This is a genomic window from Streptomyces sp. NPDC054975 (assembly GCF_053609105.1).
The window spans coordinates 120,398-145,476 of sequence record NZ_JBSGWV010000002.1 but is presented as its reverse complement, the minus strand read 5'-3'; the positions used below and the strand labels follow the sequence as shown (position 1 = coordinate 145,476).

Below are 25,079 nucleotides of genomic sequence, written 5' to 3'. Positions count from 1 at the left end.
GCCTTCCGCATCCGGGGCCGTCCCGGAAGGGTAGGGGCCGACGAGGTCTTGACGGCCCCTACCTCCGAAAATATCTTTCAGGTGTGACCAATGACGTGAAGGAAAGTTTCAGCGGCCAGGTGCCCGCGCCCGGGGCCCCGCCCTCCGCGCCGCCCTCCGCCGCGTCCCGCCCCGCTCCGGGCACCGGCGCCGGCGGCACCGCCCCCGCGCTCGGTGGCACGGCCGATGCCGCCCCGCCCGCGCCCGCCGCGCTCGCGGCCAAGGTGCGGACGCTCGCACCGTCCATGACGAGGTCCATGCAGCGCGTCGCCGAGGCCGTCGCCGGGGACCCGGCCGGCTGCGCCGCCCTCACCGTCACCGGTCTCGCCGAGCTCACCGGCACCAGCGAGGCGACCGTCGTCCGCACCGCCCGCCTCCTCGGCTACCCCGGCTACCGCGACCTCCGCCTCGCCCTCGCCGGCCTCGCCGCCCAGCAGCAGTCCGGCCGCGCGCCCTCCGTCACCGCCGACATCGCCGTGGACGACCCCGTGGCCGACGTCGTCGCCAAGCTCGCCTACGACGAGCAGCAGACCCTCGCCGACACCGCCGCCGGCCTGGACACCGTCCAGCTCGGCGCCGCCGTCGCCGCCCTCGCCACCGCCCGCCGGATCGACGTCTACGGCGTCGGCGCCTCCGGTCTCGTCGCCCAGGACCTCGTCCAGAAGCTCCTGCGCATCGGCCTCCTCGCCCACGCGCACAGCGACCCGCACCTCGCCGTCACCAACGCCGTGCAGCTCCGCTCCGGCGACGTGGCCATCGCCATCACCCACTCCGGTTCGACCGGCGACGTCATAGAACCCCTGCGCGTCGCCTTCGACCACGGCGCGACGACCGTCGCCATCACCGGCCGCCCGGACGGGCCCGTGACGCAGTACGCCGACCACATCCTCACCACCTCCACCGCCCGCGAGAGCGAACTGCGACCCGCCGCCATGTCCTCCCGTACCAGCCAACTCCTCGTCGTGGACTGCCTGTTCACCTGCGTCACCCAGCGTACGTACGAGACGGCGGCACCTGCCCTCGCGGCCTCGTACGAAGCCCTGGCGCACCGCCACTCCCCGCGCACCCGCTGACCGCACCCGCTGACCAGAGCACCGAAAGAGCCGCACGTGTCTTCTGCTTCCTCTGCCGCGTACTCCGAACTGCGCGCCCAGCTGGCCACCCTCACCACGGAGGCGTTCCGGCCCGAGCTCGCGGAGATCGACCAGCTCCCGACCCTCGACATCGCCCGGACGATGAACGCCGAGGACCAGACCGTCCCCGCCGCCGTCGCCGCGCAGCTGCCGCGCATCGCCGCCGCCATCGACGCCACCGCCGAGCGGATGGCGCGCGGCGGCCGGCTGATCTACGCGGGCGCGGGCACCGCCGGCCGGCTCGGCGTCCTCGACGCCAGCGAGTGCCCGCCCACCTTCAACACCGACCCCTCGGAGGTCGTCGGCCTGATCGCGGGCGGCCCGTCGGCGATGGTGAAGTCGGTCGAGGGTGCCGAGGACTCGCGCGAACTGGCAGCCGCCGACCTCGACACACTCGACCTCACCCCGGACGACACGGTGGTAGGGATCTCCGCCTCGGGCCGTACCCCCTACGCCATCGGGGCGGTCGAACACGCCCGTGCGAAGGGCGCGTTGACGATCGGCCTGTCCGGCAACGCCCACAGTGGGCTCGCAGCGGCGGCCGAGCACGGCATCGAGATCGTCACGGGCCCCGAATTCCTCACCGGTTCGACCAGGTTGAAGGCGGGCACGGCCCAAAAACTGGTCCTCAACATGATCTCGACGATCACGATGATCCGGCTGGGCAAGACGTACGGAAACCTGATGGTCGACGTCCGCGCCTCCAACGACAAACTCCAGGCCCGCTCGCGCCGGATCGTCTCCCTCGCCACCGGAGCGCCGGACGAGCAGATCGAGTCGGCGCTCGCCGAGGCCGACGGCGAGGTGAAGACGGCGATCCTGATGATTCTCGCCGACGTCGATGCCAAGACCGCCGACCGGCGCCTCCGCACGTCAAAGGGCCACCTCCGCGCCGCCCTGACCCCCTGAAGCTCCCCCGCGCAGCAAGGCACCACAACCGCACACGAGCACGGACGACAAGAACCACGCCTTCGCCGCCGCGATCCCCCGGGCCCTGCGGGACGGGCCCTGCCGTCGGTGATGGGCGTGGTGGAGGACGACACGTACCAGATCGTCCTCGGCCCGGGCACGGTCGCGCGGGTGACGCCGGAGTTCGAGAGGCTGGTGGCGAAGGCACCTGATCCGGCCAAACGGCGGCGCGGTGACCAAGGAACATCGGGATCGTCGGAATCATCCGGCGTATCTAGCCGCAGTACGCGTCCCCCGCCGGCCGCTCCCCCGTCTTCAGGAACGTCGTCACGGCCGCATCGCCGCACGCGTTGCCGTTGCCCAGGTACATCCCGTGGCCGCCCTGGTCGACGGTGACCAGGCGGGCTCGGGCGCCCAGGGCCTCGCGCATCTTCAGGCCGCTCGCGTGCGGGGTGGACGGGTCGCGGAGGCTCTGGATCATGAGGATGTTGGAGGGGCCCCGGTCGGTGATCCGGGTCGGCTTCTCGGCCGGGGACTTCCAGAAGGAGCACGGGGTCATGTTGACCGGCATGCCCGCCGTCAGCGGGTGGCGGGCGCGGTCGGTGGCGACGGCGCGCTCGTGGGCGCGGACCGAACCGGGCCACTTCACGTCGTTGCAGATCACGGCGACGCTGAGCGCCGCGTCCGAGTCCGGCATCGGGGCGGAGGACTGCGCGGGCAGGACCGGCGTGCCCTTCGGGTCCCGGGCCGACCGGACCAGCTCCGCGAAGGGCGCGAACGCGGTGTCGGAGTAGAGGGCGTTCTGCAGCGCCTGCCGGAGAATGTTGCCCGTCAGCGGAAGACCCGGCGTGGTCGACTCCTTCGGCTCGCGATCCAGGCGGGTCGAGAGAGCCAGGATCAACGGGCGAACGTCAGACGGGTGTTCTGCCAGACGCAGGTCACCTCTGGCCGGGTCCGCCGCCCACTTCGCGAAGTCCGGGAAGCGGTCCTCCGCGCCCTTCGCCATGTCCGCGAGCCACCCCCGCGCGACGCGCTCCGGGTTCGGGTCGGCGCTGCTGTCCAGAACCCAACGATCCGTGCGTTGCGGGTACTTCGTCGCGTACACCGCCCCCACGTACGTCCCGTACGACACGCCCCACGCGGAGAGCTTCTCCTCCCCGAGCGCCTGCCGGAACCGGTCCAGGTCCCGGGCCTGGTTCGCCGTCGTGAAGCTGCGCAGGCGCTCACCGCCGTTGCGCAAGCAGGCCTCGGCTGTCCGCCGGGACCGTGCGACGTTCTCGTCGATCGACCCGTCGGCGGCCGGCCACGACCGCAGGGTCACCATCCGCCGGTCGTCCGGGTCCAGCCCGCAGTTCGCCGTCGAACTCCCGCCGACCCCACGCGGGTCGAACGCCACCAGGTCGTACGCCCCGTCCAGCTCCCCGACCAGCGCCGCGCCCTTCTGCGAGAGCCGCTGCACCCCCGAACCACCCGGCCCGCCCGGGATCACGACGAGCGTCCCACGCCGCGCCTCGGGCCGCTCGCTGCGGATCCGGGAGACGGCCAGGGAGAGCTGGAGGCCGTCCGGGTCGGCGTAGTCCTGCGGTACGGAGAGGGTGGCGCACTCCTGCCCGAGGCCGGCCGGTCCACACGGCTTCCAGGAGAGGCCGGGCGCGGCGGAGCCCGAGGCGGTGGCGCCGGGGGCGACGGTGAGGGTGGCCGCGACGGCGGCGGCCGAGAGGGCGAGAACCAGGCTGGTGCGTCCGTAAGTCGTCATGGGAGCAGCCTCTTCGATCAGCCACTCACACCCCATCCGGTCGGCAGGCGGATCGCGGGTGGGGTCAACCCCACCTGCTGCCTGGGGACTTCAGGGCAGTCGCCCGTCACGGTTGATCGCCCGCACCCGGGCCCGGAGCACCTCCCCGGGCGGTGCGGGACTGAGCAGCTCGGCCGGACAGCCCCACTCCCGCCCGCCACCGGGCGGCCTCAGCTGCACACAGGGCCCCACGCACCCCATGACCCGCCCGATCCGCCCGTCACGGGAGTCGATGACGTACGCCCCGACGTTCACCGACGCACCTCGTTCAGGACGGCCGCGAGCCGCAAGGCGGTGTCGAGATTGCACCGCCCCAGCTCGACCAGCGGATACGCCTCCCCGGTCCCGGCCATCGTGAGCGGGTCGACCCCGAGGGAGGGCAGGGCGACACCGAGGGCGTCGAACTCACCCCTGAGCTGACTGACGACTTCCTGAACGGCTTGGAGACGCTCAAGCGAAGTAGGCATTTTACGGACCTTTCCACTCTGTGTATCGGTTTCGACTACACCGAGTGTCCGGATGGAGAAGACTGGGGAACAGTGGTGCAGCCCCAACAACCCCAGATGTGCAAGCGGGAGTTGATGACCATGGCCATGGCCGGACAGCGGAAGCCAGACCCGTCGACCTCACCCAGAGCGATAATCGGCGCGGAACTGCGCCACGCACGGGAACGGAAGGGCCTGAGCCAGGAGGCGCTGGGCGAATTGCTCTTCGTGAGCGGCTCGTACATCGGCCAGATGGAGGCGGGTACGAGACGGATCCGGCCGGAGATCGCGTCCCAACTGGACGAGGTGTTGGGGACCGGCGGCTTCTTCACGCGGAACTGCGCGGCGGCGAACAAGTCCAAGTACCCGGACCACTTCGCGGAGGCGGCGGAGGCGGAGGCCGTGGCTACGGTGATCAAGGAGTTCGAGCCGCTGCTGATCCCGGGCTTGTTGCAGACGCCGGCTTACGCCACTGAGGTGTTCCGGGCGTATCAGCCGACGGCCGCGAAGGGGGTGATCGATGAACTGGTGGCGGCCAGACTGGCTCGTGGCCGATTGCTGGACAACGCAACCGGGCCGTTGTTGTGGGTGGTGCTGGGAGAAGCGGTGGTGCGCCAGAAGGTGGGCGGAGCTGCGGTCATGGCCGAGGCACTGGGCCATGTGGCAACACTCGCGCGGAGCCACAGGGTAGTTGTGCAGGTGCTCCCGTTCATGGCAGGGGCCCACGCGTCACTCGACGGCCCGGTCAAGCTGATGTCCTTCGAGGACGCCCCTCCCCTGGCGTACCTGCAGGGCCACGTATCGGGCCGCCTGGAGGACGATCCGGCTACCGTCGCGCGCCACACTCTCACCTACGACCTTGTTGTCGCCGCCGCGTTGTCGCCCCGAGATTCCCTAGCCCTGATCGAGTCCGTGGTGGAGGATTTCACCCATGAAGATCACCCCTCCTGAGTACGATCTGAGCACGGCTGTCTGGTTCAAGTCCAGCTACAGCGGGGCCAGCGGCGGCGACTGCGTCGAGGTCGCCACCTGGCGCAAGTCCTCGTACAGCGGCGGCGACGGCGGCAACTGCCTGGAGGTCTCCGACGACCACCCCGGCATCGTCCCCGTCCGTGACTCCAAGAACCCCGACGGCCCGAAGCTCGCGTTTCGGACGGCCGCCTGGGCCAGGTTCATCGAGGGCGTCGCAGAACGGCACTGAACGAAGCCCGTACGTCGGGGCCAACCGGCACGCGCATCCCGAGCGCGCCCCCCGGTTGGTCTCCGCCGGCCCCAGTGCTGACCACCCCCGTGAGCCTCTGGCGGGGCCGCCCTCTCTCCGAGTGTGGCGGGGCGGCCTGCGGCCCGGTGGGGTGGGGGTCCGGGTATCGCTCCGGCCGGGCGGGCCCCCTGTGCCCGGTGGGTGGGGGCTCGGTTTGCGGCGTGAGCGCGGGAGTTGGTGCGGGTCGGGTGGTGAGGTTCGCGGCAGTGGAATGGGGTGGTGGCGGCACCGGCTCAGCGGCGGACGGCCGTCGTCGGGCCCGGACTCATGCCCCGCTGGTATCCGCCCGGTGGGAGTGCGCCACACTCACGTGTCCCGACCGGCCAACAGCAAGGATCACCGTGGAGACGACGGCACGGCACCCTCGGAAGCGCGCACGCGACCTTGTGCTGGCGGCGGCACTCGTCTCCCTCGCCGGGCCGGCCTCGCGCTCTTCGCGGTGATGCCCTTCTTCCTCCTCGCTTCCACCCCTTCGGAGACGTCGGACAGAACGGCTCCCAGCCACCCAAACCGACACCTCGTGATCGAAGAGGGATCGGCGATGATCGACCCGTCTGGTGGGTCTACGTCGACGAGGACTGGGGCCCGGCCCAACGCCGCTGGAAGGTGGGTTACTTCAACGGCGACGACTACACCAACGGCCTGCACGAAGCGTCGTGGGCAGGCCCCGACCGGATACGCCTCGTCACCGGTGACCCGACCGAAGAAGTTCAGGTCCACCTCATCGACCTCGACCCCGAGACCGGCAGACCTCTGCGCACTCTGTCGATGGGATAGCCGCGGACACACCTAACGTCGCCCAATTCCCCCTCCAAGCGCCGAATCACCGCTCCATGTCCGATATGCCCAGAGCGTTACCGCGAGTACGTTGCACCTACGGCTACAAGGCGCGCTCGGAGCCCCGCCACCCACCGGACAGTCACCGGCGGGGCATGAGTCCCGGCCCCACGACGACCGTCCGCCGCTGAGCCGGTGCCGCCACCGCCCCATTCCACTGCCGCGCACCCCACTCAACCCGCACCAACTCCCCCACCCCCGCCGCAAACCGAGCCCGCACCCACCGGGCGGGTGAACCCCACGCCACCGGAGCGATACCCGGCCCCCCACCCACCGGGCCGCAGGCCAGTCACGCCACCGCAGCGATCCCCGGTCTGTCCCGTGGCCACGCCCCCAGGCTGCCCCCGAGTAGAGAACCGGCGACCGGAGGTGGTGGGTCAAGGGTGGAGCGGAGCGGAATCGGCGCAGCCGACGCGACCGCAGGGAGCGCCCTTGGCGCACCGCCGGAGGTTGCCACACTCAAGACGAGGGCGGCCGAACCAGAAGCCCGCGAGGGCCCCTGCCACGACCCCCTCAGAGACCCGAAGCTCAAGCTCCGAGCTTCGAGCGCTGTTCTACGGAAGGGGTACGGGTCCGGTAATCAACCCGCCCACCCACCCCCCGAGTTGACTCTCCGCGAGCAACTTGCCACCCAGCGTCATATGCCTCTACGGTGAGTGAACACGTCCATAAGACATAAGAACGGCCCCCGCCGGTGCTCCAACACCTGCGAGGGCCTCACCAACCAGATCGACAAACCAGAAAGTTCGATCCATGGCTGACGCCGAGTTTAGTGCTGAGCCCCACCCCCTCGCCAACCCCGGCTACGGCAAGCGCGCCGCGCCGTACGAACAACCCCGTACCGAAACCGACTTCGCGCACCTCCCGCCCCGCGAAGCCGCCATCGCCGCCTACATCGACCGGCTCGCCGACGGCAGCGACATCTCCGTGAAGACGCTGGCCAAGCACCTCGCCTACGGTCAGTGCGCGCTACGCACCGCCCTCACCCGCATCACACGGGCCGGTCATCTGCGCCGTGGACGCGAGTGCCTCGACGGCCTCTGGATCACCCGAACGTGGTGGTCCCGTACGGCACGTGACGACGCCTGGTGGTCCGCGTTCCAGCGCGGAGACGTGCCGAAGGAGAAGCCCACCCGCTCCCGCGCGTACATCCTCCTGGCCGCCCTCGGCCGTACGAACTCCGCGATGTCCCTCTCCCACGCGGAGTGCCAGGCCCTCGCGCCCCTGGTCAACGAGTGGTTCGTCCGGGACGCCACCGAGGACGACGTCACGCGCGCCCTCACCACCGGCCTCCCGACCCCCGTCCACCACCCGGCGGCCCTCGCCCGCAAGCGCCTGACGACGAAGCTCCCCCCGGAGCCGATCCGCCGGGACCGACCACCCCTCCGTCTCCTGGAGTGCGCCAAGTGCGGCGCGCCGACCTACGCCGACCTCCTCCGGGAGGGCGAATGCGGCCCCTGCAAAGGCGAACCCCCGCCCACCCGCCGCACCGCCGTCCTCCCCGCCGCCCGAGTCCGCGCCCACGCGGCGGCCATCCGCGCCCGCGAAAAGCTCAAGGACCACGCCAACTGAGACGAGCGGGACGTCGAGGCCCTTCAGCTGCGAAAAACCCGACGGCCCGGTCAGCCCAGCCCAGCTCAACCCAGCCCGCTCAGCCCAGCCCAGCCCAGCTCAACCCAGCCCGCTCAGCCCAGTACAGCCCAGCCCAGCTCAACCCAGCCCGCTCAGCCCAGTACAGCCCAGCCCAGCTCAGCCCAGGTCCGACCCCGACGCGACCACGACCCCGTACAGGTCCCCGATCGTCGCCAGCGCGCCGTGGTGGAGCCGCTCGGCGGAGACCCCGGCGACCGCCGTCCGCAGCGGGCGCGTCGCGCACGCGTCGGCGACGACGGTGGGACGGTTTCCGCGCAGGAACGCGCCCTCGGCGGTGAACGTCACGCACATGTGGGTCATGAACCCGGCGATGACGACGTCCTTGTGACCGGCGGCGTCGACGTGCTCGGCCAGGTCCGTCCCGACGAAGGCGTTCGGGACCTGCTTCACGACCACCGTCTCGCCCTCGACGGGCGCGACGCTCGGGTGGATCGCGCCGATCTCCGCCCGGATGTCGTACGGGGTTCCCTCGCCGCCGTCGTTGACGACGTGGATCACGGTGGCGCCCGCCTCCCGGGCCCGCCCGAGCAGCGCGGCGGCCGCGTCCAGCGCGGGCTGCCAGCCGTCCAGCTCCATCACACCGCGCGTGTACGTGTTCTGGTAGTCGACCAGGATCAGCGTCGCGTCGGCGAGCGACCCGGGCGTCTCGTCGAAGCCGTTCAGCTCACGCAGAGTCGTGGAGGCGCGGAAGGACGCGGTCGTGGACGCGGTCGTGGACGCGGTCGTACCCATGGAAGTGACCCCTTGTTCGGCGGTTCTCGCTACGTCTGAAACGCTATGGCCGCCCCCAACACGTCGGCAATGTCAGCCAACTTGCAGAAACGGACACGCCGAAAGGAGCCGCCCGATGGAACGCCTCGTCGTCATCGTCCTCTTCGACGGCGTCGACCTCCTCGACGTCACCGGACCCCCCGAGGTCTTCTCGCTCCTGCGCCGCGAGACGGACGGAGCGTCCGGCTACCGCGTCCTCCTCGCCGCCGAGACCATGGACCCCGTCACCACCTCCGCCGGCGTACGGATCCTCCCGGACGTCACCTTCGACGAGGCCGCCACCCGGCGCATCGACACCCTCCTCGTACCGGGCTCCGTCGAGACGGAACCCGAGGCCGACGGCCGGCGCCGCGTCCGCGCCCTCGCCGACCCGGAGGTCGTCGACCGGGTGCGGACGCTCGCCGGGCGGACGCGCCGCATCACGTCCGTCTGCGTCGGCGCGCACATCCTCGCCGCCGCCGGGCTGCTCGACGGCAAGCGCGCCACCACCCACTGGTCGACCGCGCGGCAGCTCGCCGCCGAACACCCGCTGGTCGAGGTCGACGCCGACCCGATCTTCATCCGCGAGGACGACGTGTGGACCGGCGCCGGGATCAGCGCCTGCCTCGACCTGTCGCTCGCCCTCGTCGCCGAGGACTTCGGCAAGACCGTCGCGCTCCGCGTCGCCCGCCAGCTGGTCATGTACCTCAAGCGCCCAAGCGGCCAGAGCCAGTTCAGCGTCCCGCTCGAACCGGTCTCCACGACCCGGCGCGTCGAGGACCTCCGCCACCACATCACCCGGAACCTCGCCGAACCCCTCACGGTCGACGACCTCGCCGCGTACGCCCACGTCAGCAGCCGCCAGCTCACCCGCATCTTCAAGGAGGAACTCGGCATGACTCCGGGCGTCTACGTCGAGGCGGCCCGCGTCGAGCGGGCGCGTGCCACCCTCGAAACGACGGACGACACCCTCGAACGCATCGCGTCCACCTGTGGTTTCGGCACGACGGACACCCTGATCCGGGCGTTCCGCAGAAGACTCGACACGACCCCGACCGACTACCGCCGCCGCTTCCGTACGGTCCCCGGGGCGGACCCCAGGACGGCCCCGGCGCCCGGCACGGCCCCTACGGGTGCATCCGGGCACCCTTGAACACCTTGTCGACGGCGTTGCGCGGCCCGTACACCGCAAGGCCCACCACATCCAGCTGGCCCGTCGGCACCGCCCGTACCGCCGCGCGGTTGTCCCGGTCGTTGCCGGTGGCGAACAGATCGGCCGTGAAGACCGAGCGGGGCAGCGAGCGGGAGAGGGCGCGGCCGTGCGCGGCGGTCAGCGTCTCCTTCGCCCCCTGGAAGACGAGGACGGGCTGGCGGAACATCGGCAGGTAGGGGACGCCGTCGGCGTCCGCGTACGGCTCCCCGATCACCTCCGGCAGCTCGGAGCCCAGCCCGCTGACCAGGAACGCGGTGACGTTCAGCCGCTGCCAGGTCTCCAGGTCCTCGCGGAGCAGGACGGCGATCTTGGTGTCGAAACGCACGGTCGGGTTCTCGGGTTCGCTCGCGTTGTTCATACCCTGAGACTGCCGCTCGCGCCCCGACGGTTCTTGTACGTTCTTGGCATGGTCGCGCGTGAATCGGTGTCCGCGTGGCGCCCGGCGGTCCCGGGGGTCGTGGAGGTCTTCCACGCCCACTTCACCGAGCACGCGTACCCGATGCACGTCCACGACGTGTGGACGCTGCTGATCGTGGACGACGGCGCGGTCCGCTACGACCTCGACCGCCGCGAGCACGGAACCCCGCACGACACGGTGACGCTGCTCCCACCCCATGTCGCGCACAACGGTTCCCCGGCCACGGCGGACGGCTTCCGCAAACGGGTCCTCTACCTGGACCTGCCCCAACTGGACGAGAGCTTCATCGGCCCGGCGGTCGACACCCCGGACCTCGCGGACCCCCTCCTGCGGGTCCGGGTGGCACAACTCCACGCGGCGCTGACGCACAAGGGCGACGAACTGGAGGCGGAGTGCCGCCTGGCGCTGATCGCCGACCGCCTCCGCACCCACCTGCGCCCGCGCGTCACGCCCGAGCCGCCGTCACGGGGCGTGGCGCACACGCTCAGGGACCTCCTGGACGAACGCCTCCTGGACAACATCACCCTGGCCCAAGCGGCACAGCAGCTCCACGCCCACCCCACCCACCTGGTACGGGCGTTCACCACGAGCTTCGGCATCGCCCCGCACCAGTACGTGATGTCCCGCCGCATCGCCCAGGCCCGCCGCCTCCTCCTGGCCGGCCACCCCCCGGCAGAAGTGGCCACAACGACAGGCTTCTACGACCAGCCGCACCTGACACGCCACTTCAAACGCCACGTGGGCACGACTCCGGGAAAGTTCGCGACCACGGCAGGCGCCAGGTATTCCCTGGAGCACACCACGCACCGGCGCCTACCCTGACGGCATGTACGGCTCCCACGCCAAGACCTCGTTCGTCTGCCTGCCCTGCCGGGCCTCGTACAAGCAGCCCTTCGGCGACCAGGACAGTCGCGACAACCGTCGCTGCCCGCGCTGCGCGGGGACCCTGGTCCACGTCGGCTCCGCCTTCGCCCCGCCCCGCCGCCGCGACACGGCGGCCTGGCGCACGCTCTCGGTGCTGCTCCACGCGGGCGTACGGTTCCACAAGAGCTGCTGCGGCGGCCCGGGATACCGGCCCCGGACACTGAGCGAGGTCCGGGAGCGGATGGCGTACGCCCGGAGGACGGGTGAGCCCTTCGTCCGCGCGCTGGTCCGCCCCGAACTGCCGTAAGGCCCATGCGGCGAGAGGGATCAAGACGCCCCGGTCCCGATGAACGCTCGCTCGTGAGGCAACGCGCGCTCGCCCGTTCACGTCCAATTGGGCGTGATCGAATCTCCCGACATGTACGTGGACAGCCCTGAATACGAAGAGCCCCTCGCCCCCGGCCCGTTGTGGCGCCACGCCTTGTGGGTGGCGGGTGTCGCCGCGCTCGGGGTCGGGCTGGGGTGGGCCGGGTCCCTGTTCCGCCTCGGGCCCGACCAGTACGGGCTGCCGCCGGCCGCCCCGGGGGCGGTCTGGCCGTACCTGGTCGCCTGGGCGGCGATCGGCGTGGCGACGGCAGCGGTACTGCGGACGGCGGCCGCCAGGGTCCCGGTCTACGGCCCCGGACGGATCACGGTCGCGCTGACCTTCCTGGGCACCCGGCTCTCCCTCGGATGGCGGCCGGAGGTGGCCGAACTGGCGGCGATGGCGACCGCCGCACTGCTGGTGGCGGCCCTGTGGTCCGCCTTCGCGATGCGCCCGGGCGCCAGGACCGACCAGACCGGCTGATCCGCGGCCCGAGCTACGGGCTTCGAGTCGCCCGGACCGACCAGACCGGTGGACCCGAAGCCCAAGCTCCGGGCTTCGAGCCTCAGAACCCGCCCGCGCAGCTGAAGACACCCCCTAGCTACTCGCTCCCGAGCCACCGGCCCCTACCGAGCCCCACCCGCGCGCACCCGCCCGTACATCACCATGTCCCGCCGTTCGCCGCCCACCTCCTGCCAGGACCGCAGCAGTCCCTCCCGTACGAACCCGGCCCGCTCGGCCGTCCGGGCCGAGGCCTCGTTCCACGGTTCGACGAGCAACTGGAGCCGGGGAATGCCCAGTTCGCCCAAGGCCCACGCGCTTACCGCCGTCAGCGCCGCCGCCGCGGCGCCCTCGCCCCGGCAGGAGGGGACGATCCAGTAGCCGAAGGTCGCCCGGCCCTCCGGGAGGTCGCGGAGCCAGAGGCCGATCATGCCGACCGGCCGGTCGTCGCGGCGGCGGACGACCACGAAGGAGTACCCCGCGCCCGTCTCCGCGCGGGCCTGCTGCCGCCACAGGAACGCCTCGCCCTCGCTGTCCGAGTACACCGGAGGGACCGTGGTGGTCAGCGGGATGTACGGGTCGGTCGACGCCTCCTCCACGAGCGGCAGGTCCGCCCGCTCCCACCCGCGCAGCTCGTACGCGCCCGCCGCGAGCCGCGGCACGACCAGGCTCACATCATCTCCAGGTACACCGCGAGACGGTCGTACTCCTCCTTGACCCCGGCCTCCATGCCCGTCGCCAGCGCCTGGTCGCGGATCTCCGTCGACGGCCAGAGCGACGTACTCGTCAGCGCCGTGCCGCCGTCCGGGGTGTCGTCGAAGGTGAGGACGACATGGACGGGCGGGCCCGGCATCAGCTCGAAGACCTCGGTGTAGACAAGGCGCTCGTTCGGGATGATCTCCTGGTACGTGCCGGAGAAGACGATCTCCCGGCCGTCGGGCGCCTTCTGGCCCCACCGCCACGCGCCGCCGACCCTGAGGTCGATGTCGCAGACGGTCGTGGGCATCGCGGCCACGCCGTACCACTGCCGGACGTGCTCGGGACGGGTCCACGCCTCCCAGACGCGGGCGGGCGGCGCGTCGAAGGTGCGGGTGATCACCAGCTCGCGGTCCGTCGGTGTCGTCAGCAGCGTGACCATGGCGCGCTCCCGCCTGTCGGGGCTCTCCTCCCAGCATCACCCCGAACGCCCGAGGGCGGCACCCCCAACAGGGAGTGCCGCCCTCGGTCGCGTACAGCGAGGAACTACCGATCCTGACGGATCAGAAGTCCATGTCACCGCCCGGCATGCCACCCGGGGCGGCCGCGCCGGCCTTCTCGGGCTTGTCGGCGATGACGGCCTCGGTGGTCAGGAACAGCGCGGCGATGGAGGCCGCGTTCTGCAGCGCGGAGCGCGTCACCTTCGCCGGGTCGATGATGCCCTCGGCGATGAGGTCCACGTACTCGTTGGTCGCGGCGTTCAGGCCGTGGCCGACGGGCAGGTTGCGGACCTTCTCCGCCACGACGCCGCCCTCGAGGCCGGCGTTGACGGCGATCTGCTTCAGCGGGGCCTCCAGGGCCAGCTTCACGATCGCGGCACCGGTGGCCTCGTCGCCGGACAGGTCGGCCTCGAGCTTCTCGAAGACGTTGGAGGCCTGGAGCAGGGCCACGCCACCACCGGCGACGATGCCCTCCTCGACGGCCGCCTTCGCGTTGCGAACGGCGTCCTCGATGCGGTGCTTGCGCTCCTTGAGCTCGACCTCGGTCGCGGCACCGGCCTTGATGACCGCAACACCGCCGGCGAGCTTCGCCAGGCGCTCCTGCAGCTTCTCGCGGTCGTAGTCCGAGTCGGAGTTCTCGATCTCGGCGCGGATCTGGTTGACGCGACCGGCGACCTGGTCGCTGTCACCGGCACCGTCGACGATCGTGGTCTCGTCCTTGGTGATGACGACCTTGCGGGCGCGGCCCAGCAGGTCCAGGCCCGCGTTCTCGAGCTTGAGGCCGACCTCCTCGGAGATGACCGTGCCGCCCGTGAGGATGGCGATGTCGTTCAGCATGGCCTTGCGACGGTCGCCGAAGCCCGGAGCCTTGACCGCGACGGACTTGAAGGTGCCGCGGATCTTGTTGACGACCAGGGTCGACAGGGCCTCGCCCTCGACGTCCTCGGCGATGATCAGCAGCGGCTTGCCCGACTGCATGACCTTCTCCAGCAGCGGGAGCAGGTCCTTCACGGAGGAGATCTTGGAGTTGACGATCAGGAGGTACGGGTCGTCCAGGGACGCCTCCATACGCTCCATGTCGGTGGCGAAGTACGCCGAGATGTAGCCCTTGTCGAAGCGCATACCCTCGGTGAGCTCCAGCTCCAGACCGAAGGTCTGGGACTCCTCGACGGTGATGACGCCTTCCTTGCCGACCTTGTCCATCGCCTCGGCGATGAGCTCGCCGATCTGGGTGTCGGCGGCGGAGATGGAGGCCGTGGAAGCGATCTGCTCCTTGGTCTCGACATCCTTCGCCTGCTCCAGCAGGGCGCCGGAGACGGCCTCGACGGCCTTCTCGATGCCGCGCTTGAGGGCCATCGGGTTGGCGCCGGCCGCCACGTTGCGCAGGCCCTCGCGGACGAGCGCCTGGGCGAGGACGGTCGCGGTGGTCGTACCGTCACCGGCGACGTCGTCCGTCTTCTTGGCGACTTCCTTGACCAGCTCGGCGCCGATCTTCTCGTACGGGTCCTCGAGCTCGATCTCCTTGGCGATGGACACACCATCGTTGGTGATCGTGGGGGCGCCCCACTTCTTCTCGAGGACGACGTTCCGGCCCTTGGGGCCAAGGGTGACCTTGACGGCGTCGGCGAGCTGGTTCATCCCGCGCTCGAGACCGCGCCGTGCCTCCTCGTCGAACGCGATGATCTTGGCCATGTGAAGTGGTCCTCCCGGACATGGGGTGGATAACGCTCCAGGACCGCGCCGACGCCCGCGACGGACGGCCTGCGACCCCGATGGTTCCTTGCCCCACCTGGCCACGGACCTCGTCTGCCCGATCCTCGTAAGCACTCTCACCTTCAGAGTGCTAACGCCAATGATTAGCACTCGGCCCATGCGAGTGCAAGCGACTCCCACAGATCGGAAGACCGGGCATGGGCACCCGCGCACGCACGAGGGGTCCGCATCCTGGTCAGGATGCGGACCCCTCGGCGTGAGAAACGCGTGAGTGCGTACGTGGTGGCCGATCGCGCCGTACTCAGACGGCGAGCTTGACCATGTCCGCCTGCGGACCCTTCTGGCCCTGCGAGATCTCGAACTCGACCCGCTGACCCTCTTCGAGGGTGCGGTATCCGTCCATCTGGATCGCGCTGTAGTGGACGAATACATCCGCACCACCGTCGACCGCGATGAAGCCGTAGCCCTTCTCCGCGTTGAACCACTTGACGGTGCCCTGAGCCATGCCTAACTCCCCTATTACTGGCCCTTGCGCGGGACCGCACTTCGCGGACCCGGGTCAGACCCTGCGCCGGAACGCGTCGACCGCGGCTGAATGTATCTGCCCAACTGCCCTCTGCAACAGGTCAATCGGGCGAGAATTCTGGGCACGGCGTAAAGGAGAATTCCGGAGGAATTGCTGAATTCCGGGGCAAGTCGGGCCCGGCAAAGCGTGGCAGAAGGTACACAACGTGCGCGCACTTTGGCGACTTCTTGTCGCGTGCGGGCGCATTCTCATATGCGCCTGGCACGGAGCGGCGGAGTGGAGCCGGGGGGACTTCCCCAACTCTACCGCGCTCAACCATGCAGAATTGCCCCCTCCGCTTCTCGCGCGGAGGGGGCAATTCGATTACTGCGGGTAATCCCAGGGGCCGGCGGCGAGGCCGGGAAGCCGGCGAAGCCGGCGAGGCTCAGCAGCCGCCTGCGACCGCCGGGATGATCGAGACGCCCGCGCCGTCCGGCGTCGCCGTCTCCAGGCCCTGCTCGAAGCGGACGTCGTCGTCGTTGACGTAGACGTTCACGAAGCGGCGCAGCTTGCCCTGGTCGTCCAGGACGCGCGCGGCGATGCCCGCGTGGTTCTTCTCCAGGTCGGCGATGACCTCGGACAGGGTCGCGCCCTCCGCCGGAACCTCGGCCTGGCCGCCCGTGTAGGTGCGGAGGATGGTGGGGATACGGACCTTGACGCTCATGTGGTGCTGCCTTCCGTGACGAGGGGGGTCAGTGGGCCAGGCCGGCGTCGCGGAACGCGTCGAGGCTCGGGCGGATGGTGGCGGTCGCCTGCGAGGTATCGGCGACCGCGTCCAGGGTCTTGAGGCCGTCGCCCGTGTTGAGCACGACGGTGGTCAGGCTGGGGTCGATGAGGCCGGCCTCGATCAGCTTCTTCGTCACGCCGACCGTCACGCCGCCCGCCGTCTCGGCGAAGATGCCCTCGGTCCGGGCCAGGATCTTGATCGCCTCGACGACCTGCTCGTCGTTGACGTCCTCCACCGCGCCGCCCGTGCGGCGCGCGATGTCGAGGACGTACGGGCCGTCGGCCGGGTTGCCGATGGCGAGCGACTTGGCGATGGTGTTCGGCTTCTGGGGCCGTACGACGTCGTGACCGGCCTTGAAGGCCGCCGACACCGGCGAGCAGCCCTCGGCCTGTGCGCCGAAGATCTTGTACGGCTTGTCCTCGACCAGGCCCAGCTTGATGAGCTCCTGCAGCCCCTTGTCGATCTTGGTGAGCTGCGAGCCGGAGGCGATCGGGATCACGAGCTGGTCGGGGATGACCCAGCCGAGCTGCTCGCAGATCTCGTACGCGAGCGTCTTGGAGCCCTCGCCGTAGTACGGGCGCAGGTTGACGTTGACGAAGCCCCAGCCCTCGCCCAGCGGGTCGCCGATGAGCTCGGAGCAGAAGCGGTTGACGTCGTCGTAGTTGCCCTCGATGCCGACGAGCTCACCGCCGTAGACGGCGGCCATGACGACCTTGCCCTGCTCCAGGTCGTGCGGGATGAACACGCACGAGCGGAAGCCGGCACGGGCGGCGGCGGCGCCGACGGCGCCGGCCAGGTTGCCGGTGGAGGAGCAGGAGAGGGTGGTGAAGCCGAAGGCGCGGGCGGCCTCCAGGGCCTGGGCGACGACGCGGTCCTTGAAGGAGTGCGTCGGGTTGCCGGAGTCGTCCTTGACGAAGAGCTTGCCGGGCTCGACGCCGAGCTCGCGGCCGAGGTTGTCGGCCTGGACGAGCTTGGTCCAGCCCGGGTTCAGGTTCGGCTTGTCGGCGACGTCGGCGGGGACGGGCAGCAGCGGGGCGTAGCGCCAGATGTTGGCGGGGCCGGCCTCGATCTGCTTGCGCAGCGCCTCGGGGTCGCCGGTGGGAAGGTCGTACGCGACTTCGAGCGGGCCGAAACACAGCTCGCAGGCGAAGATCGGGCCGAGCGCGAACACCTCACCGCATTCCCGACAGGAAAGGCCGGAAGCGGGACCGAGATCGACGGTCTGGGAGGTTTCGGTGGAAACAGTCTGTACAGCCATGGAGGCGAGGCCCTTTCTCCTCATCTTTCCCATGACGAACGTCGCCATGAGACGGATTTGGCACCTTCCCTAGCCGGGAGCCTCGCGGGCGCAGTGACGGCGACTGCGGACGAGACCGACTGGAGGGTTGCCGGGGCTTCAACGGGCCGTTTCCCTCTGCCCCTCTGGATGAGCGGTATTCGGTTGTGGAACGCGGACGGCACCCCGACATGCATCGGGCGTTCGCGTTGTTCAAGACTGTAACCGAAGGCATGGACGGTTGAGATGGTCGTCCGAACCGCGAGATGGAGATCACCTTGCTGGAGGAAGTGGAGCGCTGGCTCGGCCGGCGGTCCTGGTCCGTGGCAGACCGCCCGCTCGACCGCGTCCTCGCGGCCAAGCACGGGACGACGGTCAGCGTCGTGCTGCCCGCGCTGAACGAGGAGGCGACGGTCGGCGACATCGTCGGCGTGATCCGGCGCGAGCTGATGACCGAGGCGGTCCCGCTGGTGGACGAGCTGGTGGTGATCGACTCCGGCTCCACCGACCGTACGGCGGAGGTGGCGGCGGCTGCCGGGGCCCGGGTGGTGGCGCGGGACGCGATCCTGCCCCGGATACCGGCCGTGCCCGGCAAGGGCGAGGTGCTCTGGCGGTCGCTGATGGTGACGGAGGGTGACATCGTCTGCTTCGTCGACGCGGACCTGCGGGACTTCTCGGCGGACTTCGTCACCGGGATCGTCGGCCCGCTGCTCACCGACCCGGACGTGCACTTCGTGAAGGCGATGTACGACCGCCCGCTGGGCCCGGAGTTCGACGGGCCCGCCCCCGGCAAGACCCCAGGTCAGGGTGGCCGGGTGACCGAGCTGGTGGCACGGCCGCTGCTCAATCTGCACTGGCCGCAGCTGGCCGGTTTCGTGCAGCCGCTGGGCGGCGAGTACGCGGCGCGGCGCTCGCTGCTCGAACGGCTGCCGTTCCCCGTCGGTTACGGAGTGGAGCTGGGCCTGCTCGTGGACGCGCTGCACACGGTCGGCCTTGACGCGCTCGCGCAGGTGGACGTCGGGGTCCGCAAGCACCGGCACCAGGACGGGCAGGCGCTGGGCCGGATGGCGGCGGCGATCTACCGAACGGCGCAGCTGCGGCTCTCCCGCGGCCACCTGGTGCGGCCCCGGCTGACGCAGTTCGAGCGGGGCGAGGCGGGGTTCACGCCGCGCACGTACGCGGTGGACACCGAGGAGCGGCCGCCGATGGCCGAGATCGCGGAGTACGCGCACCGCCGCGTGGCGTAGCGTCGAATGATTGTGTTTTTTGCCTACATTTCCGTTTCATGCGGCTCTCATATCGAATGACCAGGTTGTCGGCGGCGCTCGCCCTCGCCGTCGGTTCGCTCGGCTCGCTCCCGCTCTCCCTCGCCTCGGCAGGCCCGGCCGCCGCGGACGTGGTGGAGCCCTTCGGCAAGCGCTACGACGCGTCGCTGTACGGCGATTTCACGACCGTCGGCAACACGGTCATGGGCTGCCCCAGGGCCCCCGCCGACCTGGCCGCGCGCTGCGCGAGCGCCGCCGCCGGGCAGGGCGGCGACAACAACAACACCTTCGTCATGGAGCGCGTGAACACTGCGTCCATGGCCGACGGATTCGGCTCCAGCACCGGCCACGTCGCGGTCCCGGCCGGCGCGAAGGTCGCCTACGCCCGGCTCTTCTGGGGCGGCAACGACGGCACGTACAGGGCGCCGAGCGGGGCGCAACTGAAGCGCTGCGACATCTCCGGCGCCGACGTGGTGACCTCGCCCGGCGACCACGCGACGACCGCGCCGCACCTCAAGGTCGGCGCCGGGCCCGCGACGGCGGTCTCGATCGACAGCATGGTGACCGACCCGGCGGACACCGCCGGCCCGCACTACTACACCGGCGAGTCGGACGTCACGGCCGCGTTCGCGGGCGTGACCGGCATCGACACGCGGGTCGCGGTGGGCAACGTCTGGGCGCCGAACGGCAAGGGCTGTGTGGCCGGCTGGTCCCTGACGGTGGTCTACGCGTTCCCGGGACCCGAGCCGACCTTCGCCCCCGACCGCCGCGACATCCACGTCTACGGCGGCCACGTCCTCCAGCGCTCCACCTCCCCCGCCACCACTCTCACCGTCGACGGCTTCCACCGGTCGACGGGCAGGGCGCGGGCGAGCGTGACGGCGTACGAGGGCGACTGGAACACGCCCGGCGACGCGTTCCTCGTCGACGGCAGGAACGTCACCGAGAGCCACACGGGCAAAAGAGACAACTTCTTCGTCAGCGAGGACGACGGCGCCGTCTCCCCGAAGCTGACGAACAACCTGTCCATCGACGCGAAGGCCTTCGACATCCCGGACGGCGCCATCGCGGCGGGCGCGCGCTCGGCGGACCTGACGTTCACGACGACCGGCGACACGTACGTGCCCTCGGGGCTCGCCTTCTCCGTACCGGTGCCGGACCTGGAGATCACCAAGACGGCGAGCCCGACGAAGGTGAAGCCGGGCGACACCCTCACGTACACGATCACGGCGAAGAACGTCAGCGCGTTGGACTACCCGAAGGTCACGTTCAGTGACGACCTGACCAGCACCCTGGGCGACGCCGACTACACCGGCGACGCGAAGGCGACGCTCGGGAAGGTGACGTACGGCAGGTCGAAGATCGGCTTCGTCGGAGACATCCCGGCCGGGAAGTCGGCGACGGTCACGTACTCGGTGAAGGTCCACGACCGGGTGCGCGGCGACGGCAGGCTGCTGGGCGGCGTCGAGGTCCAGTCGCCGCGCTCGAACTGCGGAAAGGGCAGTGAGGACCCGGCCTGCGCGGTGTCACGGGTCCTCGACCCGCCGAAGCAGAGCCCGTCCCCGACGAAGCCGTCGCGGCCCGCCCCGGTGGACCCCAAGCCGTCGGCCCCGGCGTCTCCGTCCCCCTCGGAGGCCGAGATCGCCCCGGCCCCGGCCCCCACCACCCATGAGCCGCGCCCGGGCCCGGCCCCGCACGGCCCCGGCAGCTCGATGGCGGAAACCGGATCGAGCGGTGAGCGCCTGTGGCTGCTCGGCGGACTGGCCCTGGCGCTGGCCGCGACCGGTCTCGTGGCGAAGGCAGCCCTGCGCGGACACCGCGACCTCTGAGGCGAGGATTCGCCAGAGTCGTATACGTACGTTTGAGCGTTTACGTCACGGGCTAGGTTCGCCACATGGCTTCTGTGCTCGTGGCGTCCAACCGGGGTCCGGTCTCGTACGCCCTCGCCGCCGACGGCACGCTCAGTGCCCGGCGCGGCGGGGGCGGTCTCGTCTCCGGGCTGAGCGCCGTCTCCTCGGAGGACAGCGTGTGGGTGTGCGCGGCCCTCGGGGACGGTGACCGCGAGGCGGTCCGGCGCGGGGTCTCCGAGCCGGGCGTGCGGATGCTGGACATCGACCCGGAGGTGTACGCCGACGCGTACAACGGCATCGCGAACTCGGTGCTGTGGTTCCTCCACCACCACCTGTACGAGATCCCGCGCGAGCCGGTCTTCGACGCGGAGTTCCGCCGCCGCTGGGAGTCGTACCGGAGCTACAACCGGGCCTTCGCCGAGGAGCTCGCGGCCGGCGCGGACGAGGGCGCGGCGGTCCTGGTGCAGGACTACCACCTGGCGCTGGCCCCGGGCATGCTGCGGGAGCTGCGGCCGGACCTGCGGATCGGCCACTTCACGCACACGCCGTGGGCGCTGCCGGAGTACCTGCGGATGCTGCCCGAGGACATCCGCGAGGAGCTGCTGTGGGGCATGCTCGGCGCGGACGAGCTGGGTTTCCACACCTGGGGATGGGCGCAGGCGTTCATCACCGGCGCGCACCTCCACGGCGAGCAGGGCGAGGCCGAAGGGGTCTGGCAGGGCGACGACCCCTGGCGCGGGGTGAAGCACCGCAGGGCGGGCGGCGAGCCGCGCCGCACCCGGGTGCACGCCTACCCGCTGGGCGTGGACGGCGACGACCTCCGTTCGCTGGCCCACCGGCCCGAGGTCGACGACCGGCTCGCCGCGCTGCGGGCCGAGGTCGGCGACCGGAAGACGATCGTGCGGGTGGACCGCACGGAGCTGTCGAAGAACATCGTCCGTGGCCTGCTGGCGTACCGGGAGCTGCTCCAGGAGCACCCGGAGTGGCGGGGCAGGGTCGTCCACCTGGCCTCTGCCTACCCGTCCCGCCAGGACCTCGAGGTCTACCGCGCGTACACGGCGTCGGTCGCGGAGCTGGCGGAGGAGATCAACACGGAGTTCGGCACCGCGGAGTGGCAGCCGGTCCTCCTCTCCGTGAAGGACGACTTCCCGCGCTCCCTCGCCGCGTACCGGCTCGCGGACGTGGCGCTGATCAACCCGGTCCGCGACGGGATGAACCTGGTGGCGAAGGAGATCCCGGTGGTCTCGGAGGCCGGGTGCGCGCTGGTGCTGTCGACGGGGGCCGGGGCGTACGAGGAGCTGCGCGAGGACGCCCTGACGGTCAACCCGTACGACGTCTCGGAGACCGCGCGCGCCCTGCTCCAGGCCCTGACGATGCCCGCCACCGAGCGCGCGGACCGCTCGAAACGCCTGGCGTCCGCCGCGACGGCGCTGCCGCCCCAGCGCTGGTTCCTGGAACAGCTGAACGCCCTGCGCGGCGGCGAGCCGGCTTCCTAGGCGGACCCCTCCCGTACCGCCTCCGCCAGGTCCGTCAGGAAGCGGACCACGCCCGCCGGTCCCGGGACGGACAGGTCGGCGCGGTCGGAGAGTTCCTGGACCTCCGACGAGCCGCTGCACACCAGCAGGCCCGGGGTGCCGTTCGAGCGGAGCTTCTCCACGGCCGCGAAGGCCGGCAGGTCACCCAGGTCGTCGCCCGCGTACAGGACGGACTCGGCGCCCACCTCCCGTACGTACTCCGCGAGCGCCACGCCCTTGTCCATGCCCGGCGGACGCAGTTCGAGGACCATGCGGCCCGGTTCGAGGACCAGGCCGTGCCGGGCCGCGAGGTCGGCGAGCGGGGCCTTGAGGGCCTCGAAGGCCGCCTGGGGGTCGCCGGCGCGGCGGGTGTGGACCGCGACCGCGCGGCCCTTCTCCTCGATCCAGGTGCCCGGCCACGCCCCGACGCCGTCGAGGAAGCCGGGCAGCTCGGCCCGGACGGCGGCCACGCCCGGGTGGACGGCGGCGGACTGGACCGTGCCGGTGACCGCGTCCCAGCGCTCCGCGCCGTAGTGGCCGAGGACGACGAGGTGTTCCAGGCCGGGGACGCCGGCGAAGCCGCCGTACCGCACGGCCACGCCCGCCGGGCGGCCGGTCACCACCGCGACCGAGGCGATCCGGGGCGCGAGGACGGAGAGCGCGGGAACGGCGCCGGGGTGCGCCCGGGCCCGTTCGGGGTCGGGGACGATCTCGGCGAGCGTCCCGTCGAAGTCGAGGGCGACGACGGCTTTCTCCGGCCGGGCGAGAAGCGCGGCCAGGCCGTCGCGGCCTGCGGACGTGGTCGGGTGCGGAAGGCTGCTGACCATACGACGACCCTACCGACGCGGCCTCTTCGGCGCTGCCTCTTCGCGGAGCACCGAGCCGCGTCTCAGCGGCGCTGCTCCTTCTCCGCACGGACCCGGCGGAGCCGGTTGACGGTCACCGGGTCGTGCGCCAGCGCGCGCGGGTCGTCGAGGAGGGCGTTGAGGAGCTGGTAGTAGCGGGTCGCGGAGAGGCCGAGCCGCTCGCGGACGGCCCGCTCCTTGGCGCCGGGACCGGGCCAGGACCGCCGTTCGAGCGCGAGCACGGCCCGCTCCCGCTCCCCGAGCCCACCGTGGCCGAGCCCGCCGTCACGGAGCCCGCCGTCACCGGGCCCTCCCTCACCGAGCCCGTCGTCACCGGCCCCGGGCACGGCGTCCCCGGCGCCCGCGTCGTCACTGGGCCCCGGGCTGCTCGTGTCGGTCGTACCGGTCATACGAACAACCTATTACCCCGCGCTCACTCCGCGCTCTCGGCCGCCGTCGCCTTGCGGGCGATCTCGCCCAGCACGTCGGCCGGCTTCGCGCCCGGGGTGACGGCCTTGCCTATGTTCTGCTTGATGTTGTCGCTCACCTGGGCCCACGACGTCTTGCCGACCGGCGGGAGCTGCGAGTTCGGCAGCTCCGCGAGGAACTCGCGGAGGTCCTTGTGCTCCGCGTCGTTCTCCATCCGGGAGTACGCGCTGACCGTCGGCGGCAGCAGGTCGTTGCCGCCCGCGAACTTCAGCACGTTCTCGTCGCTGAAGACGAAGTCCAGGAAGTCGCCGATCTCCTCGCGGTGGCCGTTCTGCTTGAAGCCCATGATCCAGTCGGCGACGCCCATGGACGCCTTGGCCTTGCCGTCCGCGCCCGGGAGCGCGACCTTGCCGACCTTGACGCCCTTCTTCTCGGCCTCCTGCATCAGCGAGGGGTGGCCGTTGAGCATGCCGACCTCGCCGCGCGAGAAGGCGGCGAAGGCGTCCTTGCGGTTGAGCTTGCCGGGGGCGACCGGGCCGGTGAGCTCCTTCTGGACCAGGTTCGTCTTCAGCCAGTCGAAGGTCTCGACGTTCTGCTCGGAGTCGATCCGGTAGCGGTCGGAGCCGTCGGTGTAGCCGTCGCCGCCGCTGAGCAGCCACATCATGGTCTCGGCCTGCGCCTCCTCGGGGCCGAGCGGCAGCGCGAAGGGGTACTTCACGTCCTTGTCCTTCAGCTTCTCCGCGGCGGCGGCCAGCTCCTCCCAGGAGGTCGGCGGCTTGCTGATGCCGGCCTGGTCGAAGAGGTCCTGGTTGAAGAAGAGCAGCCGGGTGGAGGCGGCGAAGGGCAGACCGTACTGGGCGCGCTTGTGCTCGCCGGCCTCGACGAGCGGGCGCAGGAAGTTGGCCTGGACGGGGATGGAGAGCAGCTCGTCGGCGGAGTAGAGCTCACCCGCGGCGGCGTAGTCGGCGTAGGCGCCGATCTGGGCGATGTCGGGGGCCTGTCCGGCCTTGACCATCTCGGCGACCTTGCGGTCGACGTCGTTCCAGGACTCGATCTGGACGTCGACCTGGACGCCGGGGTGCTTGGCCTCGTAGGCGGCGGTGAGCTCGTCCCAGTACTTCTTGGTGCTGTCGCCGCCGTTCAGGTCGTAGTCGGCGGCGACGAGCTTGAGCGTCACGTCGCCGGTGGCTCCCTCGGTGAGCCCGCAGCCGGAGAGACCCGCGGTCAGTCCGAGCGCGGCGATTGTCGCGGTCAGTCCAATGAATCGCCGCTGCACAGCGTTGCCCCACCCTCTGCTCGTCGTTGAGCTGTGATTTTCACAGGAGAGGAAGCATAAGGTCTACACCACTTGGGGAGGTCCCCGGCATGGGGTGAAGACCTTGTGAAGTCCGTCGCCGCAGGCCGTACGCCTCACCCTTCGAATTTGTATCCCACCGCAACAATATCGGTCAGTGGACTAGACCTTTCGGCCCCGGAC

Annotated in this window: 27 protein-coding genes and 1 riboswitch; of the genes, 13 read left to right on the top strand and 14 right to left on the bottom strand. The window is 70.9% G+C overall.

From position 1 onward, the window contains the following. The first annotated feature begins 263 nt into the window (after nucleotides 1–263). Both ACWF79_RS03075 and murQ read left to right on the top strand, forming a co-directional pair. Entirely contained in the window at nucleotides 264–1,112 is an 849-nt protein-coding gene (locus tag ACWF79_RS03075) for a MurR/RpiR family transcriptional regulator (RefSeq protein ID WP_453726583.1), read from the top strand. 36 nt (nucleotides 1,113–1,148) lie between these two features. Beyond that, nucleotides 1,149–2,081 carry an N-acetylmuramic acid 6-phosphate etherase gene (gene murQ, locus ACWF79_RS03070; RefSeq protein WP_453726296.1) on the top strand — a complete coding sequence of 311 codons (933 nt, stop codon included), beginning with the start codon at nucleotides 1,149–1,151 and terminating at the stop codon, nucleotides 2,079–2,081. Between the two features lie 274 nt (nucleotides 2,082–2,355). On the opposite strand, the gene ACWF79_RS03065 is transcribed toward murQ, so the two are convergent. The 3 genes from ACWF79_RS03065 to ACWF79_RS03055 form a co-directional block, all read right to left on the bottom strand. Then, nucleotides 2,356–3,837: an alpha/beta hydrolase gene (locus ACWF79_RS03065; protein ID WP_453726295.1), complete on the bottom strand. Its 1,482-nt coding sequence runs from the start codon at nucleotides 3,835–3,837 to the stop codon at nucleotides 2,356–2,358. A 90-nt stretch (nucleotides 3,838–3,927) separates the two neighbouring features. Continuing rightward, nucleotides 3,928–4,131 carry a hypothetical protein gene (locus ACWF79_RS03060; RefSeq protein WP_453726603.1) on the bottom strand — a complete coding sequence of 68 codons (204 nt, stop codon included), beginning with the start codon at nucleotides 4,129–4,131 and terminating at the stop codon, nucleotides 3,928–3,930. Continuing rightward, nucleotides 4,128–4,343: a hypothetical protein gene (locus ACWF79_RS03055; RefSeq protein WP_453726294.1), complete on the bottom strand. Its 216-nt coding sequence runs from the start codon at nucleotides 4,341–4,343 to the stop codon at nucleotides 4,128–4,130. Before ACWF79_RS03055 ends, ACWF79_RS03060 begins: the two co-directional genes overlap by 4 nt. Nucleotides 4,344–4,469: 126 nt before the next feature. Between ACWF79_RS03055 and ACWF79_RS03050 the strand changes: the two genes are divergently transcribed. The 4 genes from ACWF79_RS03050 (at nucleotide 4,470) to ACWF79_RS03035 (ending at nucleotide 8,031) form a co-directional block, all read left to right on the top strand. Then, entirely contained in the window at nucleotides 4,470–5,312 is an 843-nt protein-coding gene (locus ACWF79_RS03050) for a helix-turn-helix domain-containing protein (protein WP_453726582.1), read from the top strand. Next, nucleotides 5,293–5,562 (top strand): DUF397 domain-containing protein, encoded by a 270-nt coding sequence (locus tag ACWF79_RS03045; protein WP_453726293.1) that lies wholly within the window; start codon nucleotides 5,293–5,295, stop codon nucleotides 5,560–5,562. Before ACWF79_RS03050 ends, ACWF79_RS03045 begins: the two co-directional genes overlap by 20 nt. A 666-nt stretch (nucleotides 5,563–6,228) precedes the next feature. After that, nucleotides 6,229–6,399, top strand: coding sequence for a hypothetical protein (locus ACWF79_RS03040; protein ID WP_453726292.1), 171 nt, complete (start codon nucleotides 6,229–6,231; stop codon nucleotides 6,397–6,399). Between the two features lie 813 nt (nucleotides 6,400–7,212). Continuing rightward, nucleotides 7,213–8,031 (top strand): hypothetical protein, encoded by an 819-nt coding sequence (locus ACWF79_RS03035; protein WP_453726291.1) that lies wholly within the window; start codon nucleotides 7,213–7,215, stop codon nucleotides 8,029–8,031. A gap of 177 nt (nucleotides 8,032–8,208) precedes the next feature. On the opposite strand, the gene ACWF79_RS03030 is transcribed toward ACWF79_RS03035, so the two are convergent. After that, entirely contained in the window at nucleotides 8,209–8,844 is a 636-nt protein-coding gene (locus ACWF79_RS03030; protein WP_453726290.1) for a cysteine hydrolase family protein, read from the bottom strand. 115 nt (nucleotides 8,845–8,959) lie between these two features. On the opposite strand from ACWF79_RS03030, the gene ACWF79_RS03025 reads away from it, so the two are divergent. Next, a complete protein-coding gene (locus ACWF79_RS03025; RefSeq protein ID WP_453726289.1) occupies nucleotides 8,960–10,015 on the top strand; it encodes a GlxA family transcriptional regulator in 1,056 nt (351 codons plus the stop codon). On the opposite strand, the gene ACWF79_RS03020 is transcribed toward ACWF79_RS03025, so the two are convergent. Then, on the bottom strand, nucleotides 9,990–10,433 hold the full coding sequence (locus ACWF79_RS03020) for a DUF2000 family protein (protein ID WP_453726288.1): 444 nt from the start codon (nucleotides 10,431–10,433) through the stop codon (nucleotides 9,990–9,992). The two genes, ACWF79_RS03025 and ACWF79_RS03020, sit on opposite strands and share 26 nt — an antisense overlap. 48 nt (nucleotides 10,434–10,481) lie before the next feature. Here ACWF79_RS03020 and ACWF79_RS03015 point away from each other — a divergent pair, with 48 nt between their 5' ends. From ACWF79_RS03015 to ACWF79_RS03005, 3 genes are all read left to right on the top strand, one after another. Continuing rightward, entirely contained in the window at nucleotides 10,482–11,315 is an 834-nt protein-coding gene (locus tag ACWF79_RS03015) for an AraC family transcriptional regulator (RefSeq protein WP_453726287.1), read from the top strand. Nucleotides 11,316–11,319: 4 nt separating this feature from the next. Continuing rightward, complete coding sequence (locus tag ACWF79_RS03010; RefSeq protein WP_453726286.1) at nucleotides 11,320–11,664, top strand: deoxyxylulose-5-phosphate synthase; 345 nt, start codon at nucleotides 11,320–11,322, stop codon at nucleotides 11,662–11,664. Between the two features lie 111 nt (nucleotides 11,665–11,775). Then, complete coding sequence (locus tag ACWF79_RS03005; RefSeq protein WP_453726581.1) at nucleotides 11,776–12,204, top strand: hypothetical protein; 429 nt, start codon at nucleotides 11,776–11,778, stop codon at nucleotides 12,202–12,204. A gap of 143 nt (nucleotides 12,205–12,347) precedes the next feature. On the opposite strand, the gene ACWF79_RS03000 is transcribed toward ACWF79_RS03005, so the two are convergent. From ACWF79_RS03000 to thrC, 6 genes are all read right to left on the bottom strand, one after another. Then, nucleotides 12,348–12,896 (bottom strand): GNAT family N-acetyltransferase, encoded by a 549-nt coding sequence (locus tag ACWF79_RS03000; RefSeq protein WP_453726285.1) that lies wholly within the window; start codon nucleotides 12,894–12,896, stop codon nucleotides 12,348–12,350. After that, on the bottom strand, nucleotides 12,893–13,360 hold the full coding sequence (locus ACWF79_RS02995) for an SRPBCC family protein (RefSeq protein WP_453726284.1): 468 nt from the start codon (nucleotides 13,358–13,360) through the stop codon (nucleotides 12,893–12,895). The genes ACWF79_RS03000 and ACWF79_RS02995 overlap by 4 nt, the downstream gene beginning before the upstream one ends. Before the next feature lie 121 nt (nucleotides 13,361–13,481). Then, nucleotides 13,482–15,110, bottom strand: coding sequence for a chaperonin GroEL (gene groL / locus ACWF79_RS02990; RefSeq protein ID WP_393492781.1), 1,629 nt, complete (start codon nucleotides 15,108–15,110; stop codon nucleotides 13,482–13,484). A 322-nt stretch (nucleotides 15,111–15,432) separates the two neighbouring features. Beyond that, nucleotides 15,433–15,636 carry a cold-shock protein gene (locus ACWF79_RS02985; RefSeq protein ID WP_005315736.1) on the bottom strand — a complete coding sequence of 68 codons (204 nt, stop codon included), beginning with the start codon at nucleotides 15,634–15,636 and terminating at the stop codon, nucleotides 15,433–15,435. Nucleotides 15,637–16,081: 445 nt separating this feature from the next. After that, entirely contained in the window at nucleotides 16,082–16,360 is a 279-nt protein-coding gene (locus tag ACWF79_RS02980) for a MoaD/ThiS family protein (RefSeq protein ID WP_315894685.1), read from the bottom strand. A 28-nt stretch (nucleotides 16,361–16,388) separates the two neighbouring features. Continuing rightward, on the bottom strand, nucleotides 16,389–17,705 hold the full coding sequence (gene thrC / locus ACWF79_RS02975) for a threonine synthase (protein ID WP_453726580.1): 1,317 nt from the start codon (nucleotides 17,703–17,705) through the stop codon (nucleotides 16,389–16,391). After that, nucleotides 17,699–17,856, bottom strand: a riboswitch (SAM riboswitch). Its footprint overlaps the gene before it by 7 nt. Before the next feature lie 121 nt (nucleotides 17,857–17,977). On the opposite strand from thrC, the gene ACWF79_RS02970 reads away from it, so the two are divergent. The 3 genes from ACWF79_RS02970 to ACWF79_RS02960 all read left to right on the top strand — a co-directional run bounded on the left by ACWF79_RS02970 (nucleotide 17,978) and on the right by ACWF79_RS02960 (nucleotide 22,310). Further along, a complete protein-coding gene (locus ACWF79_RS02970) occupies nucleotides 17,978–18,946 on the top strand; it encodes a glucosyl-3-phosphoglycerate synthase (protein WP_453726579.1) in 969 nt (322 codons plus the stop codon). Nucleotides 18,947–19,002: 56 nt separating this feature from the next. Further along, nucleotides 19,003–20,793 (top strand): DUF7927 domain-containing protein, encoded by a 1,791-nt coding sequence (locus tag ACWF79_RS02965; RefSeq protein WP_453726283.1) that lies wholly within the window; start codon nucleotides 19,003–19,005, stop codon nucleotides 20,791–20,793. Nucleotides 20,794–20,858: 65 nt separating this feature from the next. Then, on the top strand, nucleotides 20,859–22,310 hold the full coding sequence (locus tag ACWF79_RS02960) for an alpha,alpha-trehalose-phosphate synthase (UDP-forming) (protein WP_453726282.1): 1,452 nt from the start codon (nucleotides 20,859–20,861) through the stop codon (nucleotides 22,308–22,310). Here the strand turns inward: ACWF79_RS02960 and otsB are convergent. From otsB to ACWF79_RS02945, 3 genes are all read right to left on the bottom strand, one after another. Next, complete coding sequence (gene otsB / locus ACWF79_RS02955; protein WP_453726281.1) at nucleotides 22,307–23,155, bottom strand: trehalose-phosphatase; 849 nt, start codon at nucleotides 23,153–23,155, stop codon at nucleotides 22,307–22,309. The genes ACWF79_RS02960 and otsB overlap by 4 nt on opposite strands. A 62-nt stretch (nucleotides 23,156–23,217) precedes the next feature. Continuing rightward, a complete protein-coding gene (locus ACWF79_RS02950; RefSeq protein WP_453726280.1) occupies nucleotides 23,218–23,583 on the bottom strand; it encodes a DUF3263 domain-containing protein in 366 nt (121 codons plus the stop codon). A 23-nt stretch (nucleotides 23,584–23,606) separates the two neighbouring features. After that, complete coding sequence (locus tag ACWF79_RS02945) at nucleotides 23,607–24,878, bottom strand: ABC transporter substrate-binding protein (RefSeq protein WP_453726279.1); 1,272 nt, start codon at nucleotides 24,876–24,878, stop codon at nucleotides 23,607–23,609. Nucleotides 24,879–25,079 lie beyond the last annotated feature (201 nt).